Origin of the sequence: Agrobacterium tumefaciens (assembly GCF_005221325.1) — a bacterium.
Taxonomy (GTDB): domain Bacteria; phylum Pseudomonadota; class Alphaproteobacteria; order Rhizobiales; family Rhizobiaceae; genus Agrobacterium.
On the sequence record NZ_CP039888.1, the window covers coordinates 1867461 to 1884124 of the forward strand.

At 59.5% G+C, this 16664-nt stretch carries 16 protein-coding genes; 4 read left to right on the forward strand and 12 right to left on the reverse strand.

Going from position 1 to position 16664, the window contains the following annotated elements:
• The first annotated feature begins 111 nt into the window (after positions 1–111).
• A complete protein-coding gene (locus CFBP5499_RS09795; RefSeq protein WP_080824668.1) occupies positions 112–864 on the forward strand; it encodes a HugZ family protein in 753 nt (250 codons plus the stop codon).
• Between the two features lie 223 nt (positions 865–1087).
• On the opposite strand, the gene CFBP5499_RS09800 is transcribed toward CFBP5499_RS09795, so the two are convergent.
• From CFBP5499_RS09800 to CFBP5499_RS09810, 3 genes are all read right to left on the reverse strand, one after another.
• Complete coding sequence (locus CFBP5499_RS09800) at positions 1088–1429, reverse strand: RidA family protein (protein ID WP_006310481.1); 342 nt, start codon at positions 1427–1429, stop codon at positions 1088–1090.
• 47 nt (positions 1430–1476) lie between these two features.
• Positions 1477–1815: a TIGR01244 family sulfur transferase gene (locus CFBP5499_RS09805; RefSeq protein WP_080811858.1), complete on the reverse strand. Its 339-nt coding sequence runs from the start codon at positions 1813–1815 to the stop codon at positions 1477–1479.
• 95 nt (positions 1816–1910) lie between these two features.
• A complete protein-coding gene (locus CFBP5499_RS09810; protein WP_080824667.1) occupies positions 1911–2744 on the reverse strand; it encodes an aldose 1-epimerase family protein in 834 nt (277 codons plus the stop codon).
• Between the two features lie 155 nt (positions 2745–2899).
• On the opposite strand from CFBP5499_RS09810, the gene CFBP5499_RS09815 reads away from it, so the two are divergent.
• Positions 2900–4294, forward strand: coding sequence for a L,D-transpeptidase family protein (locus CFBP5499_RS09815; protein ID WP_080824666.1), 1395 nt, complete (start codon positions 2900–2902; stop codon positions 4292–4294).
• 70 nt (positions 4295–4364) lie between these two features.
• On the opposite strand, the gene CFBP5499_RS09820 is transcribed toward CFBP5499_RS09815, so the two are convergent.
• The 9 genes from CFBP5499_RS09820 to CFBP5499_RS09860 form a co-directional block, all read right to left on the reverse strand.
• Complete coding sequence (locus tag CFBP5499_RS09820) at positions 4365–5567, reverse strand: MFS transporter (RefSeq protein WP_175416674.1); 1203 nt, start codon at positions 5565–5567, stop codon at positions 4365–4367.
• A 46-nt stretch (positions 5568–5613) separates the two neighbouring features.
• Entirely contained in the window at positions 5614–6261 is a 648-nt protein-coding gene (locus tag CFBP5499_RS09825) for a TetR/AcrR family transcriptional regulator (protein ID WP_080827260.1), read from the reverse strand.
• A 130-nt stretch (positions 6262–6391) separates the two neighbouring features.
• Positions 6392–7108 carry a ParA family protein gene (locus CFBP5499_RS09830; RefSeq protein ID WP_080824664.1) on the reverse strand — a complete coding sequence of 239 codons (717 nt, stop codon included), beginning with the start codon at positions 7106–7108 and terminating at the stop codon, positions 6392–6394.
• A gap of 166 nt (positions 7109–7274) precedes the next feature.
• Positions 7275–7655: a hypothetical protein gene (locus CFBP5499_RS09835; protein ID WP_080824663.1), complete on the reverse strand. Its 381-nt coding sequence runs from the start codon at positions 7653–7655 to the stop codon at positions 7275–7277.
• Positions 7656–7667: 12 nt separating this feature from the next.
• On the reverse strand, positions 7668–8813 hold the full coding sequence (locus CFBP5499_RS09840; protein WP_080824662.1) for an iron-containing alcohol dehydrogenase: 1146 nt from the start codon (positions 8811–8813) through the stop codon (positions 7668–7670).
• Positions 8810–10198, reverse strand: a complete 1389-nt coding sequence (locus CFBP5499_RS09845; protein ID WP_080824661.1) for an aldehyde dehydrogenase family protein — start codon at positions 10196–10198, stop codon at positions 8810–8812. Before CFBP5499_RS09845 ends, CFBP5499_RS09840 begins: the two co-directional genes overlap by 4 nt.
• A gap of 18 nt (positions 10199–10216) precedes the next feature.
• Complete coding sequence (locus CFBP5499_RS09850) at positions 10217–11584, reverse strand: glutamine synthetase family protein (RefSeq protein WP_080824660.1); 1368 nt, start codon at positions 11582–11584, stop codon at positions 10217–10219.
• 65 nt (positions 11585–11649) lie between these two features.
• Positions 11650–13164 carry an amino acid permease gene (locus CFBP5499_RS09855; protein ID WP_080824659.1) on the reverse strand — a complete coding sequence of 505 codons (1515 nt, stop codon included), beginning with the start codon at positions 13162–13164 and terminating at the stop codon, positions 11650–11652.
• A 233-nt stretch (positions 13165–13397) separates the two neighbouring features.
• Entirely contained in the window at positions 13398–14168 is a 771-nt protein-coding gene (locus tag CFBP5499_RS09860) for an N-formylglutamate amidohydrolase (RefSeq protein WP_080824658.1), read from the reverse strand.
• A gap of 176 nt (positions 14169–14344) precedes the next feature.
• Between CFBP5499_RS09860 and CFBP5499_RS09865 the strand changes: the two genes are divergently transcribed.
• Both CFBP5499_RS09865 and CFBP5499_RS09875 read left to right on the forward strand, forming a co-directional pair.
• Complete coding sequence (locus tag CFBP5499_RS09865; RefSeq protein ID WP_080824657.1) at positions 14345–15223, forward strand: MurR/RpiR family transcriptional regulator; 879 nt, start codon at positions 14345–14347, stop codon at positions 15221–15223.
• 290 nt (positions 15224–15513) lie between these two features.
• Positions 15514–16620 carry an ABC transporter substrate-binding protein gene (locus CFBP5499_RS09875; RefSeq protein ID WP_080824656.1) on the forward strand — a complete coding sequence of 369 codons (1107 nt, stop codon included), beginning with the start codon at positions 15514–15516 and terminating at the stop codon, positions 16618–16620.
• Positions 16621–16664: the final 44 nt, after the last annotated feature.

Genomic DNA, 16664 nt, shown 5'->3' on the forward strand with positions numbered 1-16664 from the left:
GATCCAACCACGTCGCGTTAAATCGATCGGTTGCAGATGCTCGGGACAGGCCCGAGCATGACGTGGAGAGGTTTTACGCTTCTCTCAGCATCCACTAACTCAGGAAACGACATGCCGGATGTTGCCCCTCCCGTCATCACCCCACGCGGTGCGAAGATCGAGCCCTCGGCCGGCGCACCTTTCGAGGCCGTGCGTGTGGCCCGCGATGTGCTGCATACATCCCGCACGGCAGCGCTTGCCACGCTCGATCCGTTGAGCGGTTATCCCTATACGACCGCCACCAATATCGGCATCGAGCCTGACGGCACGCCGTTCTTCTTTGCGGCCGGCCTGACGCTGCACGCCCGCAACATGGAGGCTGACCCGCGCATCTCGCTGACGCTCGCCCCCTTCGGCAAGGGCGACGCACTGACGCTGCCGCGGTTGACGCTGGTCGGCAAGGCTGAACTGATCAGCCCGGAAGAAGTGCTGCTTGCGAGACAGCGCTACATCGACCGCTATCCAAAGGCGAAACTTTACCTCTCGCTTCCCGATACCCGTCTTTACCGGCTGCGGACGGAAGGCGTGCAGATCAATGGCGGCCCGGCCCGCAATGCCAGCAACATCACGCCCGCCGATCTGCGCACCGAGCTTTCTGGCGCAGACGAACTGATGGTGGCGGCAGCGGATGAGGCTATCCGTCTCAACGCCATCAAGGGCGAAGCGTCGCGGCTGGCCGTTCTCGCCGGTGCAAAGACGGGCCGCTGGACGATCACCTCCATCGACCCCGATGGCATCGATCTCGCTTCGGCCAGGGATCTGGCGCGGCTGTGGTTTGCGGAGCGCGTGGAGACGTTGAAGCAGTTTGAGAAGGCGCTTGCTTAGCTTCTGAAATGAAGAGCGCAAACGATTCGCAAGCCTGGGACAAGCGTCTCGCCTCCGTCATACTCGGGCCTGTCCCGAGCATCTGCTACCTATCAATTTGCGATACGTGATTGGATACTCGGGACAAGCCCGAGCATGACGAAACGAACGTTTTGATTATCCCATCAAAAAAAGGCCGGGGCGCATTCCGTGACCCGGCCTTTCTCATAAATCAGTCGATTGCTCAGAGAGCAGCGGTGACGATGAATTCAACCTTGTAGTCCGGCGTTGCCAGTGCTGCTTCGCTGGTGGCGCGGGCCGGCGGGTTTGCCGGGTCGATCCAGCCTTCCCAGACGGCGTTCATTTCGCCGAAGGTGGACATGTCGGAGAGATAGATGATGGTCTGCAGGATCTTCGACTTGTCGGAACCGGCAGCGGCCAGCAGGCGGTCGACTTCAGCGAGAGCCGACTTGCTCTGTTCGGTCACACCAGTGCCTTCACCAACCTGGCCGGCGAGGTAAACGGTGTTGCCGTGAACGACGGCGCCGCTCATGCGCTTGCCCGGCTCGATACGCTTGATGGTCATGGAAAACTCCTGTTGATTGGCATTAAAAATCGAAGATGCGCGGAAAATCAGCCGCGCAGGTGATGGGTCTTTTCGTAGATCGCCGTGGAGCGAGCGCCGGAACGGCAATAACCGAGCATCGGGCGCTGCAACTCATCGAGTGCATCCACCATGCCGGTAACGGCATCGGCGTCGACGCCGTAGCGGCCGACCGGCACATGCATGATGGTGAGCCCGAGCTGTTCCGCACGCTCGGCGATATCGGCGAAAAGCGGCTGGCCGTCTTCTTCGCCGTCAGGGCGGTGGCAGACGATCGACTTGAAGCCGAGTGCCTTGACCTCGTCGAGATCGGCGACGCTGATCTGTCCTGTTACCGAATATTCGTCGTCTATGCGCCTGATATCCATGTCATGCCTCCGCTGGCCGTCATCTTGAAATCCGCATCCGATGTAAGCGGTGAAAACCCCTGCGTCAATGACGGGACATCTTCATTCGGTTCGGCTCAGAGGATGGAAAAGCGCAGGCCGAACGAACGGCTTTCGCCCGGCTGGAGAATATTGAACTCGCCGGCCGCCTCAAGCTCCCTGCGCCCCACCCAGCGATGCGAAACCGGCTCGATACCAAGCACATTGGCCGGGTCCTGCTGGTTCCGCCACATCTGCAGATAGGGCAAGGTCTCGGTGCGAAAGCCGACGGTCAGCGTTTTCCCGCCGATCGCCGCAATCGGGCCAAGCTTCAATTCTGCCCACTCGCTTTTGCCGGCTGAGACGCAGAAGACATTGCCCGGCTCCTCGCCAAACCGCCAGCCATGGCCGCCACCATCCAGCATCGCACCTTCCAACCGCACGGCATCGTCAAACAGGCGCGCACCGATATTCATATGATACATCAGGAACACCGGGATCGGCCGCCCCGACATATTGACGACCCTGTCATCGAGACTGACTTCGCCGCTCTCACCATCGATACGCCATGTCCGCTCCAGAAGTGCTGCACCACCTTCGGCAAGCTTCACGGGAACCTCGACGCGCGCCAGCGCATTGGTCTCATGAACGTCGAAAGCGATGATGGTCGCGGGATGCGAGGAGAAGGAGCCATGCAAGGGATATCGGCGCCCCTCGCTGTCACCGTCGATCGGCTCGGGATGGCGGATATGATCAGGGCCGCAAGTGAAGAGAAAGCCCTCCAGCGAATGATCGATACGCGCATCGCCATCATCGGGAATGGCGCGGCCGGGGGCGATATCGATGCCGTCAACGACGCAGGAACCGATATCGAAAACGGAGGTTTCGTCGAGGAAAATGCGTGGCGATCTGCCGGCCTGAAACGAACGCAAGATAACCTCCCTGTGGCAGTAAAAACGCATGGATCACGGAAACGCTACTAGTCGCGACGGAAATTAAGATTGCATTAACCGCGAATTCACCTTTTTCACAATAGGGTCAAGATTGCGGTGTGTTTATCGGTGAACAAGCAAGGGATAGCAGAATCGTGAAACATTTTCTTAACGCAGCTCTGGGTCTGACAGTCGCGCTGGCGGCGGTTTTCGCCCCGCTACAGGCGGGCGCGCAGCAGCGTTATGGCGACCAACAGCAGACCATGCTGGTCACTCCTGATGGTCGTGTTCTCGACTTCATGCCCGAGCGTGGCGATATCGTCATCAGCCGTGACACGATGGGCCGCACGGTATTTTACGACCGCTACGGCAATCTGCTGGCCACAGAAATGCCCTCCGGCTATCAGCAGCGGCAGCAGGCACGTCAGCAGCAAGACACCACCTATTATCCGCCCGCCCCCGGCGGCCAGTACCGCGAACCGCAGCGCGACTATGGCTATCAGGACAATGGCAGCGTGCGCGACTACCGCGAATATCGCGGCGATGGTTCCGACGATAATGTCTATACCGGCTCCGTTCCCGCCCCCGGCGCCGTCGAAAGCGGGCCACTTGGCCAGCCGATGCCGGGCGAAAGCACCACGGCCGCCGTTCCGCAGCCGGAGCACCTGATCGAGCGCCACACGCCGGTGACGACGCCGGTCAACCGCTCGCGCCAGGAGATCGTCGCGCTCCAGACCTTCCTCGATCGAGAAGGCATCTCGCCCGGCGTCATCGACGGCAAGATGGGCGACAATGTCAATAAGGCTATTGCCGCTTGGCAGGACATGACTGGCGAAAAGCTCGATCCGAACAATTCCGATGATATTCTGGAGCGTCTGCGCGCTTCCGGCGGCATGCCGATCGTGGAGTATACGATCACCGCCGCCGATGCTGCCGGCCCCTATGTCGCCGCCATCCCCGACGATTATGCCGCGAAATCGCAGCTGCCAGCGCTCTCCTTCACGTCCACCTCGGAAGCACTGGCGGAAAAGTTCCATATGGATGAGAACTATCTGAAGGAACTGAACCCGGGCATCGACTTTTCCGTGCCCGGCACGATCATCAAGGTCGTCAATCCCGGCGAAGCTAAAAAGGGCCAAGTCGCCCGCATCGTTGCCCATAAGGGCATCAAACAGGTCTTTGCTTATGGCCAGGACGGCAATCTGATCGCCGCTTATCCCGCCACCATCGGCTCCACGGATACGCCCTCGCCGAGCGGCACGCATACGGTGGAGCGCATCGCACTCAATCCCGGCTATACCTATAATCCGAAGATCAACTTCAAGCAGGGCCAGAACGACAAGATTCTGCAAATCCCGCCGGGTCCGAACGGCCCGGTCGGTACGGTCTGGATCGCCCTATCGAAGCCGACCTACGGCATTCACGGCACGCCGGAGCCATCCAAGATCGGCAAGACCAACAGCCACGGCTGTATCCGCCTGACCAACTGGGACGCGACGGAATTGGCAAAAATGGTCCGCCCCGGCGTCGTGGTCGAATTCGCGGAATAAATCGACCGGAAGAAAAAAAAGAAAGCCCGGCGGATGATGATCCGCCGGGCTTTTTCGTCAATGGGCCTTATCAGCGTTTTTCCGTGAAGAAATAGAGCAGCGCCGCTACCGGCAGGGCGAAACCGATCCACGAGGCGGCTTGCCATTCACCGACCGCATAGGCCCAGCCACCCACGGCGGAACCGATCGCTCCGCCCATGAAAAACGTCGCCATGTAGATTCCATTCAAGCGGCTGCGGAATTCCGCCCCGAGCGTGAAGATCGCCCTCTGGCCAAGCACCAGATTGGTGGTGACGCCGAAATCCAGAACGATTGCCGCGACCACCAGAATGGCGAGCGCCAGATGTGAGCCTTCCGGCGCAAGATGCGTGACGGCGAAAGAAAGCGCCACCGACACCAGTGCAAAGAAAGTGGCCGCACGCGTCCAGCCACGATCGGCCATCCGCCCGGCAATCGGCGCAGCCACGGTGCCGGCTGCGCCCGCCAGCGCGAAGAGCGCGATCTCACCCTGGCTGAGATTGAAATGCGGCCCGCTGAGATAAAGCGGCGTCGTCGTCCAGAACAGGCTGAAGGCGGCAAAGAGGAAAGCGTGGTAGATCGCCCGCCGCCGCAGGATCGGCGTGTGGAGGGCAAGCCTGCCCATCGAGGCCATCAACGCGCCATAGCTCAGCCGCGCCTCGGGCATACGGACGGGCAGAAGCCGGAAAAGCACCACGGCAAGAAGCGCCATGACGGCCGCCGACGTCAGAAAGACGCCGCGCCAGGAAACCACTTCCGACAGCAGGCTGGACACCGGCCGCGCCAGCATGATGCCGGCCATCAGCCCGCTCATGACGTTGCCGACCACGCGCCCGCGAATGGCGTGCGGCGCCATATGGGCGGCATAGGGAACGATGACCTGCACCGCCACGGAACTGACGCCGACCAGAAAGGCGGCAATCAGGAACGGCGCCGCATGCGGCGCAAACGCCGCGGCGGTCAGCGACAACACAGCCATCGAGACCGAAGTGACCACCAGCTTGCGGTTTTCGATGAGATCACCGAGCGGCACGACAAACAGCAGGCCGATACCATAACCGATCTGAGTCAGCGTCACGATCAGGCCGGTAGCGCCTGCGGAAAGACCAAGCTCCGCCCCGATGATGCCGGCAAGCGGCTGGCCATAATAAAGATTGGCCGCAATCAGCCCGCAGGCTGTCGCCAGCAGAAAGGTCAGAGCCGGGGAAATGGATGTCGCCTCGACATTATCCCCATCAATTACACGCGTCGTCATCATTTTCTCCAATATGGAAACGAATGTTTCCTAAATAGTCACAAAATCACGCGGCAAGCTTCATGGCGATATCCACCACGGCCACCATGTCCTTGAGGCTGCGCCCGGTTTTTCCCACTACGCGCATGCCGTACATCATGCACAGCATCGCCCGGGCGAGATCATCCGGGTCGGCCTTCGAATGCACTGAACCATCCTTCTGCCCTTGGGTGATGATATGGGCGACGATCCGTTCCCTCGCCTTCACCGCCCGCTCGACCACAACGGCAATATCGTCGTCCAAGGCAGCCAGATCGGCAACGGCACCAACCACCAGACACCCGTCCGAGCCCACACCGCCATGGGATCGTTCGGCATAAAACATGAGACCCGCTCTCAGACGCTCATAACCGGTCTCGCCACCGGCCACCGCCGCCTCGAAACGCTCGGTCTGCACGATCCTGTAGCGCTCCATCGTGGCGATAAAGATGGCTTTCTTGTCCTTGAATGCCTTGTAGAGACTGCCCTGCGCCAGCTCCATCGCATCAGTGAGATCACCGACCGAGGTGGCGTGATAACCGCGCCTGGAAAAGACACGGATCGCGCGGTCGAGCGCGCGGTCGAGATCGAACTCGCGCGGCCGGCCGCGATGGCGCTGTTCCTGGGAGCGGGTTTGGGTCGTATTGGTCATGAGCGGAATATAGGGAACGATCATTTCCAAATCAAGCAAAAAAACGCGCGCCATGAAGAGGCGATGGGAAGCGCCAACGACGCCTCTCCTCAGCAATTTGTGGGATGCCCATTTCATCCAACCGCTGCAACCAGCCGGAAATCGCAACGTGGGGTCAGGCAGCCTTGCGCGTCACGAGACGTGCTAGGTGCGCAACACGCCTCGGAAGTCTTTTCGGCAGGAGGTTGATGACTTCCTCGGCAAAGGCCGTCGCGTTTTCGACCGCCTTGTCGATATTGCTGACCTTCTTGCAGTCCAGACAGAGGAGCGTGCCGCCATAGTCGAAAATATCGCGATAGGCCGCCCGCTCGACAATCGCCGTGTTGAGCACGGAGACGTTCTTTTCCGCCAGCAGCATCTTGACGAGCAGCAGCGACCGCGTCGCCACCATGGCGTTGACCCGCGTCAGCACGATGGAATGAGCGATCGCCTTGCCCATCCTGCGGTTCAGGAACTCGATGTGATCGAGCACTTCGGCAGCGCCCCGCGCATCCATGGCTGAGCCCTGAACCGGGATCAGCACATGATCGGAGATACCGAGCGCCATGGTCAGAAGCGGGGTTTTCGCGCCCGGCAGGTCGATGATGAAACAGTCGGTATTGGTTTTATTCTCGCGAATATGGCCCTCCAGCGAGGCCATCGTCACATTCGAAATCACCGAGAGATTTTCGATCTCGCCTGATAATTCGTGCCAGCGGGAAATCCACAATTGCGGATCCGCATCCAGAACCGTCACACGGTGGCCGCTGCGGGCGAGTTCAGTTGCCAGAAGCAGCACGGCCGTGGTTTTTCCAGCGCCGCCCTTGGTATTGGCAAAAGTGATGACAGACATGATACCCCCTGTTGATCAGAGCCGTTTCATGCTCATTCACGCACCGAAGCAATTCATGGTGCTTTTCATAACCTTAACGAACATGGTTAAGAAAAGACTAAGAACGGTTATACGGCGCAACGAAAAGCCCGCGATTTGGATCGCGGGCTTCTTCCAGTTCAGTGGTTTACGCCAGCTTGCGGCAGGAACCCACATCGTCCACCCGCAGCCGGCCGGCTTTGAGATCTTCATATTTGGGCAGATTCAGCGAACCGCCCAACCTTTTCTCAACGGTATTGCGATCAAGCGAAATCATGCGCCCGGCACTGGTGAAGGACACCATGCCATTCTTTCCCGAATAGGCCATGGTCGCGCGCATCTCGCAAAAATAGCGGTCGGAACCTTTAGACAGGTTCCAGCCTCGAATTCCCGCCTTGTTGCTCGAGAGGGCTCCAACTTTGTAGCCCTGCCCTGAAAGTTCCTTAAAAGAAGAAGCCTGCGCAACGACAGGCAAAGCCAACAACGCCGCCGCAATCAGTGACGAAAAAAGTGAGAATCTCGCGGTCACGCTGTTTGCCCTTTAAAAGCAGTCTTCGAACAACTTCCTGGTATTTTCCAGCGTCATAGGCACCGGATTGCCGCCACAGCTCGGATCCTTGATCGCTTCCGCCGCCAGCTCGTCGATCCGGTCCGGCTTGATGCCCATCGCGGTTAGGTTTTCCGGCACGCCAAGCTCCTTGCGAAGCTCCAGCACATAATCATAGAAGCCGTCGAAACCGCCGGAAATACCGAGATAGGCCGCCGCGCGGGCGATCTTGTCTTCGACGGCCGGGCGATTGAAGCGTAGCACTGCCGGCATGACGACGGCATTGGTCATGCCGTGATGGGTATTGTAGACCGCGCCGATCGGATGCGAGAGCGAGTGAATGGCCCCAAGCCCCTTCTGGAAGGCAACCGCTCCCATTGCCGCCGCCGCCATCATATTGGTGCGGGCTTCGATATCCGTGCCATCCTTATAGGCGCGCGGCAGGAATTCCTTGACGAGCCGCAGCCCCTCCAGCGCCACGCCGGCGCTCATCGGATGGAAGAACGGTGACGAATAGGCTTCGAGGCAATGGGCAAAGGCATCCATGCCCGTGCCTGCCGTGATGACCTTCGGCATACCGACCGTCAGTTCCGGATCGCAGATGACGACGCCCGGCAAAAGTTTCGGATGGAAGATGATCTTCTTTACGTGCGTTTGCGAATTGGTGATGACGCTGGCGCGGCCGACTTCCGAACCGGTGCCGGCAGTCGTCGGAACGGCGACGATAGGCGCGATCTTGGAAGCGTCCGCCCGTGTCCACCAGTCGCCGATATCTTCGAAATCCCAGACCGGACGTGTCTGCCCGGCCATGAAGGCGATAGTCTTACCGAGATCGAGGCCCGAGCCGCCGCCGAAGGCGACGACGCCGTCATGGCCGCCATCGCGGTAAGCTTTTACGCCGACTTCCATGTTGATTTCGTTCGGGTTCGGATCGACCTCGGCGAAGATCGCCCGGCCGAGGGCCCCCTCTTCCAGCACGTCGAGCGCATGCGCGGTGATCGCCATATTGGCAAGGCCGCGATCCGTCACGAGCAGCGGCTTCTTGATGCCAAGCGTCTTGCAGGCTTCCGCCAGTTCCTTGATCCGGCCACGGCCAAGCTTGACGGCGGTGGGGTAGCTCCAGTTGGCGACGATATTCATTTCGTGACTTTCTTCAGATGGTAGGATTTCGGGCGGGTCAGGTTCTGGAAACCAAGGACGGAAAGTGAACCGCCACGGCCGGTTTCCTTGACGCCGGTCCAGCAAAGCGCCGGGTCGAGATAATCGGCGCGGTTCATGAACACGGTTCCGGTCTCGATTTCGCGGCCGATCCTCGCGGCTCGTGTCGCATCCTGCGTCCAGAGCGAAGCGGTGAGGCCGTATTTGCTGTCATTCATCAGCGCGATGGCTTCATCGTCGTTCTTGACCTTCATGATGCCGATGGCGGGACCGAAAGTCTCTTCGGTCATGAATTCCATGGAATGATCGACATTGACGAGGATCTGCGGTGCGACATAAGCACTCTCGCCATCATCGGCCGGGAAAAGCTTCTGATCGACCAGCGCCTTTGCGCCCTTGGCAACGGCGTCGGCAATCTGCGCCCGCACCACCTTGGCAAACCGCTTGTTGGCCATCGGTCCGAGCGTGGTTTCCTGCTCGAGCGGATTGCCGAGCTTGTAGTTCGAAACCCACGCCACGGACTTCTCGACGAATTCGTCATAGAGGTTTTCATTGACGTAGATGCGCTCGATACCACAGCAGCATTGCCCGGAATTATAGGTGCCGCCATCCATCAGCGTATCAACGGCGGCGTCGAGATCGGCGTCCTCCATCACGTAACCGGGGTCCTTGCCGCCGAGTTCAAGCCCGAGGCCGGTGAAGGTGCCGGCAGCGGCGCGTTCGATGGCACGGCCGCCTTCCACCGAACCAGTGAAATTGACGAAGTTGAACAGGCCCTCGGAAATCAGCGCAGAAGTCGTGCCATGGTCGAGGAAGACGTTGATGAAGACATCGTCAGGCACGCCAGCCTCGACAAAAGCCCGCACCATGCGCTCGCCCACCAGCAGCGTCTGCGCCGCATGTTTGATGACAACCGTATTGCCGGCCATCAGCGCCGGCGCAACGGTATTGATCGCCGTCATGTAAGGATAGTTCCAGGGCGCGATGACGAAAACCACGCCATGCGCCTCACGCTCGATGCGGCGTTCGAAATTGCCGCTTTCCTCGATGACGAGGGGTGCCAGCGCATCGGCCGCAATGGAGGCGACATAGTTGGAGCGCTCGTTGAACCCCTTGAACTCGCCGCCGTAACGCACCGGACGGCCCATCATATGGGCCAGTTCCGGCACGACTTCCGCCACCATCTCATTGAGGCGCGCGACACCCTTCAGAACCAGCTGAACGCGGTCCTCAAGCGGCCGCCGCGCCCAGTCCTTTTGCGCCTTGCGCGCTTTCGAAACGGCGGCCCGCGCCGCCTCCAGCGACATCGCCTCCCGCTCGGCATAAACCGAGCCGTCGATGGGCGAGATATTCTGGATCATGGTCATGATGTTTTCCCGTAATGATTAGGCTCGTTCGAAACCGCGCGCCACTTCCCAGTCGGTCACGCGGCGGTCGTATTCTTCCTGTTCCCACCGTCCGGCGTGGACGTAATGATCGATCACATCGTCGCCGAAAGCGTTGCGCAGCATTTTCGATCCGTCCAGAAAGGCAGTGGCGTCACGCAGGGTCTTGGGTATCTCGCGCACATCCTTGCCGCCATAGGCATCACCGACAAAAGCGGGCTCAAGTTCAAGTTTATTTTCGATGCCGTCAATGCCCGCCGCAAGAAGAGCGGCCATGGCGAGATACGGATTGAGATCGGACCCGCCGACGCGGCATTCGATGCGGATGCCCTTGGTGCCCTCGCCGCAGAGACGATATCCCGCCGTGCGATTATCGAGGCTCCAGATTGCCTTGGTGGGCGCAAACGTGCCGGCCATGAAGCGTTTGTAGGAATTGATGTAGGGCGCCAGGAAATAGGTGATCTCGCTGGCATGGGCGAGAAGCCCGGCAACATAATGCCGCATCAGCTCCGACATGCCGTGCTTGGCGTCCTTGTCGAGGAATGCCGGCGTCTTGCCGTCGAGGCTCCACAGCGACTGGTGAATATGCGAGGAACTGCCGGCGGCATTGTAGTTCCACTTGGCAAGGAAGGTCACCGCCTTGCCCTTCGACCAGGCGATTTCCTTGGTGGCATTCTTGATGATGGCGTGCCGGTCGGCCATGGTCAGCGCCTCGGCATAACGCACATTGATTTCCGCCTGGCCGGGAGACGCCTCGCCCTTGGAATTCTCGACCGGAATGCCAGCACCCTGCAGGCCCTTGCGCAGCGCCCGCATGACATCCTCTTCCTTGGTCGTCTGGAAGATATGGTAATCCTCATTATAACCGCTGGCGAGGTTCAGGTCCTTGTAACCGCCGGCGCGGGCCGCATCGAAGGTCTGGTCGAACAGGAAAAATTCCAGTTCGGTCGCCATAAAGGCTTTCAGCCCCATGGCCTCCAACCGCGCCACCTGCTTTTTCAACAGCGCGCGCGGCGAATGCGGCACTTCTTCATGGGTGTGGTGATCGAGCACGTCGCACAGCACCAGCGCCGTGCCTTCCAGCCACGGCACGCGGCGTAGCGTCGAGAGGTCGGGCTTCAGCACATAATCGCCATAGCCCTTTTCCCAACTGGAGGATTTATAGCCGGGAACGGTTTCCATCTCCATGTCGGTGGCAAGCACGTAATTGCAGCTATGGGTTTCCTCATAGGCGCTTTCGACGAAGAACTCCGCCTGGAACCGCTTGCCCATCAGACGCCCCTGCATGTCGACAAGGCAGGCCAGAACCGTGTCGATGCGCCCTTCGGCGACATCCATCTTAAGCGCGTCGAATGTGTAGCTCGTCATTTTGTCCGTTCCCTTTTAGTGTGGCGATCGGGCGGCCGGGATGCGGCCGCCCGTTTGTTTGTGCATCAGGCCTTCGCAGCCGCTGCCGCAACGGCGGCCTGCTTGTGCTCCAGCGCGAATTCCTCTTCCGGCGACAGGATGAGGCGATGGCGCCCGACGAAGGCGAAATAGGCGATCGCCACGGCGAACCAGACGGCCACCCAGAGCACACCCTTGGTGAAGTTCGGATCCTGGATCTGATAAAGCAGCGTGATGATGGCGATGATGACCGTCAGCACCGCGCCCGGAATGCCGAAGGGCGAACGGAACGGCCGCTCGATATGCGGCAGGTTCTTTCTGAGCAGGATGAAGGAAATCGCCTGCATGATGTAAGAGAACATCGCGCCGAACACGGCCATGTTCAAAAGCACGCTGCCGATGATGCTGCCGCCCTGTTCCGCACCCAGCGAGAACCAGATGACGAGCATGACCGCAAGCCCGACGATCGCGCCGGTGATGTTGGCGACGTATGGCGTGCGGTATTTCGAGTGAGTGATCGACAGCACGGTCGGGAAGTAACCCGCACGCGACAGCGAATAGATCTGCCGGCCCTGCGCATAGAGGATCGTATGGAAGCTGGCGATCAGGCCAGTCAATGCGACGAGACCAAGCAGCACGACACCGCCATCGCCATAGATCGCCTTGAAGCCATCCAGAAGCGGCTCGAGCGAGGAGCTGAGATGGAAGGCGCCGACGCCCGGCAGGGACGGGTTGAGCAGCACGATCATGAAAGCCGAGACCATCAGCGTCACCATGCCGAGAATGATGCCCTTCGGCATGTCGCGCTTTGGATCGACCGATTCTTCAGCCGCAAGCGGCAGCTGTTCAATGGCGAGGAACAGCCAAACCGCGAAAGGCAAAGTGGCAAGAACGCCTGAAAAACCGAAGGGGAAGAAGGAACCGCCACCTTCCGTAAGCTCCACCGCCTTGCCGTCAGGCCCGACACCGATGTTTAGCGCAAAACGCGAGAAATCGATGTTGGGAATGGCGCTGATCCAGAAGAATACCAGAACGGCGAGCGAAATCAGCGTGATGACCAGCGTGACCTTGAAGGAAAGCTCAAGCCCGAAGACGTTGAGCCCGAGGAAAATCGCATAAAAGACGATCCACACAAAAGGTGAATAGGCCGGATCGAGGCCGAGAATAGAGTTCACATAGGCCGTGATGAAGGTGACGACGACCGCCGGCGTCAGCACGTATTCGACATTCTCGCAAAGGCCGGTAATGAAGCCGCCCCAAGGGCCCATGGCCGTTCGGGCGAAGGAATAGGCCGCGCCCGTATGCGGCAAGGCCGGGCTCATTTCCGCGATCGAAAATGTCAGCCCGAGATACATGATCGCGATGATGATGCCCGCGACCAGCATGCCGCCCCAGCCGCCGGTGGAAAAGCCGAAATTCCATCCGGAAAAATGCCCTGAAATAACCGCGCCGACGCCAAGCGCCCAGAGCGACCACACGCCCGCATAACGGGAAAGTCCGCGTTTTTCGAAATAGGATGCATCAGCCTTCTTGTAGCTGACGCCTGATGATGAACTGTCCATGCCCTTCTCTCCTGATAAGAAAAAAACAAGCCAGTCAGCCATTATTGGCCGATTGTGCCCCAGTTTTCGGCATTACGCGGGTGCTCCCCGCGCTCTGCCGCACGCACTTTGCTGTTCCCTTGCCGCTTCGTGTCTCCGGCTTCTTTGGCCGGCTTTTATAAAATGGCGGCAGTCTTCTTTTGACGGCCGGCCCCGGTGCTTTCACCATCGGCCAGCCCTTGCTCCCTCACTCGTCAACCGATGGATGAGAGCGCCTTCCCCATAAGCTCGTGGAGAAAACCGGCAATGGCCGCCTGTTCTCCCTCATTGGCGATGAGATCGTTGCGGATCTCGATCATCACATTCAAAAGACCATCCGGCAGCGCATGCAGCCGGAGCGTATGTGTCACACCGTCTTCCGGCCCGTAGGGGTCGTTGCGCCTGACCGTCAGAGAAGCCCCTTCGGCACCCGTCAGCATCGCGTCGGCCAGCCGGCTGTCGCTATCGTGCAGGATGCCGATTTCAACCTCGCGGAACCGGCCGTGATAAACCGGCGTGAAACTGTGGATGGTCACCACTACTACATTCCGGCCGGCGGCCTGCCGTTCCGCGATGATCTCGCTCACCCGGTCATGAAATGGCACGTAAAGCGCAGACGTGCGGGCGAAACGTTCCGCTTCGTCGAGATCGAGATTGCCGGGAATATCGTAAATCTCGCTTTTGACAGGCATGGCGGAAGGCGATTCGGGCGGGCGGTTACAATCATAAACGAGACGCGAAAACCGCTGATAAACCAGTGTAGCGTCGAATTTTTCAGACAGTAATCGTGCGACGGCAAGAGCACCGGGATCCCACGCCGCATGGCTGGAAAGCACGTCAGGCGAAAGACCCAGCGTTCCGTACTTCACTGGAATGGCGGCGGAGGCGTGTTCGCAAACGAGAAGGACATCGCCCTTACCCTCAGCGTTCTCGACGCCGACGGCCTGCCCTTCCGCTTCTGTGAAAAACCGTGACCGCAGCGTCATGCACGAACCCCACCCGGAACCCCCGCGTTCCGTTAACGCCGAAAAGAATTCTTCACATTAGTGCGAGTGTCAAATGGAATTTTGAAATTTTCTCTTCATTTTCCCCATTGACTCGGCGGCGCGCACAGATGTTTATTTTAGCCATGCACCGGCAGAAAGACCGGAAGGGGAAAGATTTGCGCAGCACGACGGCCACCGTCTCGGATGTCATCCACGCCCATTACGACGCACTGACCCGTTCGGAAAAACGGCTGGCGGAAAGCCTGCTCGGAAACTACCCGGTTTCGGGTCTCGGCAGCATCACCACCATCGCCGAAAATGCCGGCGTTTCGACGCCGACGGTGGCGCGCATGGTGCAGAAGCTCGGTTATAAGGGCTACCCGGAATTCCAGTCGCATCTGCATCAGGAACTGGAGGCGACGATATCAGGCCCGGTCGCCAAGCACGACCGCTGGGCGACCAATGCGCCAGGGCTGCACATTCTCAACCGCTTCGCCGATGCCATCACCGGCAATCTGCGCGACACGCTTGGTGATCTCGACACTGCCGTCTTCGACAATGCCGCGGCGCTGCTTTCGGATCGCAAGCGCAGCATCTATTTCGTCGGCGGGCGCATCACCGGTGCGATTGCCGAATATTTCTTCACCCATATGCAGGTGATCCGGCCGAAGACGACGCTGATGTCATCCAATTCCAGCGCCTGGCCGCAATATATGCTGAATATGAGCGCCGGCGATGTGCTGGTCATTTTCGACATCCGCCGTTACGAGCACGACATGACGACGCTGGCCGAGGTGGCCAAGGCAAACGGCGTACAGATCATCCTCTTCACCGATCAATGGACATCGCCGGTGGCGCGCCATGCGCTGCACACCTTCCGTGTACGGATCGAGGCGCCTTCGGCGTGGGATTCCTCCGTGGTCACCCTGTTCGTGGTCGAAGCTCTGATCGAAGCGGTGCAGAACGGCACCTGGGACGAAACCAAGGAACGCATGAACGCACTCGAGGGCCTGTTCGAACAGACACGGCTGTTCCGCCGGCCGGCAAGGACATGAAACTATCTAGCCGGCAACTTACTTGACGAGGATGCCGCGCGCTGATTGGATACCTGTAATCGCTACCAGCACGATAAAACAGGATAATATACCAAGCTGGGGAACATATCTGGACAATCGGATGACGAGGGGAATCTCCCGCAATTGCAGGCCCAAAAACCTGATGATGGCGGAAAACGAGTGTAAAGTGGCGGAATCCGGATAAATAAATTGCAATCCAACCGTCACATTAGCTTCATCGAGACTCCGTATCAGCGTCCGCAATATGAGAACACGAAGAGGAGAAAAAAGTGATCTCTCACTGCCGCCGACTGCTTGCTACGACCACCGCACTGGTCATCGCTTCCACCGCGATTGCCGCCGCTGAGCCGAGCGCCGAACTGATCGCCGCCGCCAAGAAGGAAGGCATGCTGACCACCGTCGCGCTGCCGCACGACTGGTGTGGTTACGGCGACGTCATCGCCGCTTTCAAGGCGAAGTACCCGGAAATCACCGTCAACGAATTGAACCCCGACGCCGGCTCTGCCGATGAAGTCGAAGCGATCAAGGCCAACAAGGACAACAAGGGCCCGCAGGCTCCTGACGTCATCGACGTCGGCCTCGCCTTCGGCCCGCAGATGAAGGCCGAAGGCCTGCTGCAGCCCTACAAGGTCTCCACCTGGGACGAAATTCCTGACAACGTCAAGGATCCGGAAGGTTACTGGTACGGCGACTATTACGGCGTGATGTCCCTGTTCGTGAACAAGGACCTCGTCAAGAACGTGCCGAAGGACTGGGCCGATCTGCAGAAGCCGGAATATTCCGGTCAGGTAGCGCTCGCCGGCGATCCGCGCGCCTCCAACCAGGCAATCCTGGGCGTTCTCGCCGCCGGTCTCGCCTCCGGTGCAAAATCCGGCAAGGAAGCCGGCGAAGCAGGCCTGAAGTATTTTGCCGAACTCAACAAGGCTGGCAATTTCCTTCCGGTCATCGGCAAGGCTGGTACGCTGGCACAGGGCGCAACCCCGATCATCGTCGCCTGGGACTATAACGCCCTTTCCTGGAAGAAGACGCTGAACGACAACCCGCCGACCGAAGTCGTCGTTCCTGAAAAGGGCGTGCTCGCCGGCGTTTACGTTCAGGGCATTTCCGCCTACGCGCCGCATCCGAATGCTGCAAAGCTCTGGATGGAGCATCTCTATTCGGACGACGGTCAGCTCGGCTGGCTGAAGGGCTATTGCCACCCGATCCGCTTCAACGCCATGGTCAAGGCCGGCAAGGTTCCGCAGGCGCTGATCGACAGCCTGCCGCCGGCAGCAGCCTATGAAAAGGCAATCTTCCCGACACTCGAGGAAGTCGATGCCAACAAGGCTGCCGTTACCGGCGGCTGGGACAGCGTCGTCGGCGCAAACGTGAAGTAATTTTTGAAAACGCACCCCGGACGGTCGAAGTCCGGGGTGCTTCT

What these genes read in the sequence shown, in the direction of transcription:
- CFBP5499_RS09795 (WP_080824668.1), top strand. Translation starts at nt 112, where the DNA reads ATGCCGGATGTTGCCCCTCCCGTCATCACCCCACGCGGTGCGAAGATC.
- CFBP5499_RS09800 (WP_006310481.1), bottom strand. Translation starts at nt 1,429, where the DNA reads ATGACCATCAAGCGTATCGAGCCGGGCAAGCGCATGAGCGGCGCCGTC.
- CFBP5499_RS09805 (WP_080811858.1), bottom strand. Translation starts at nt 1,815, where the DNA reads ATGGATATCAGGCGCATAGACGACGAATATTCGGTAACAGGACAGATC.
- CFBP5499_RS09820 (WP_175416674.1), bottom strand. Translation starts at nt 5,567, where the DNA reads ATGACGACGCGTGTAATTGATGGGGATAATGTCGAGGCGACATCCATT.
- CFBP5499_RS09825 (WP_080827260.1), bottom strand. Translation starts at nt 6,261, where the DNA reads ATGATCGTTCCCTATATTCCGCTCATGACCAATACGACCCAAACCCGC.
- CFBP5499_RS09830 (WP_080824664.1), bottom strand. Translation starts at nt 7,108, where the DNA reads ATGTCTGTCATCACTTTTGCCAATACCAAGGGCGGCGCTGGAAAAACC.
- CFBP5499_RS09840 (WP_080824662.1), bottom strand. Translation starts at nt 8,813, where the DNA reads ATGAATATCGTCGCCAACTGGAGCTACCCCACCGCCGTCAAGCTTGGC.
- CFBP5499_RS09845 (WP_080824661.1), bottom strand. Translation starts at nt 10,198, where the DNA reads ATGACCATGATCCAGAATATCTCGCCCATCGACGGCTCGGTTTATGCC.
- CFBP5499_RS09850 (WP_080824660.1), bottom strand. Translation starts at nt 11,584, where the DNA reads ATGACGAGCTACACATTCGACGCGCTTAAGATGGATGTCGCCGAAGGG.
- CFBP5499_RS09855 (WP_080824659.1), bottom strand. Translation starts at nt 13,164, where the DNA reads ATGGACAGTTCATCATCAGGCGTCAGCTACAAGAAGGCTGATGCATCC.
- CFBP5499_RS09860 (WP_080824658.1), bottom strand. Translation starts at nt 14,168, where the DNA reads ATGACGCTGCGGTCACGGTTTTTCACAGAAGCGGAAGGGCAGGCCGTC.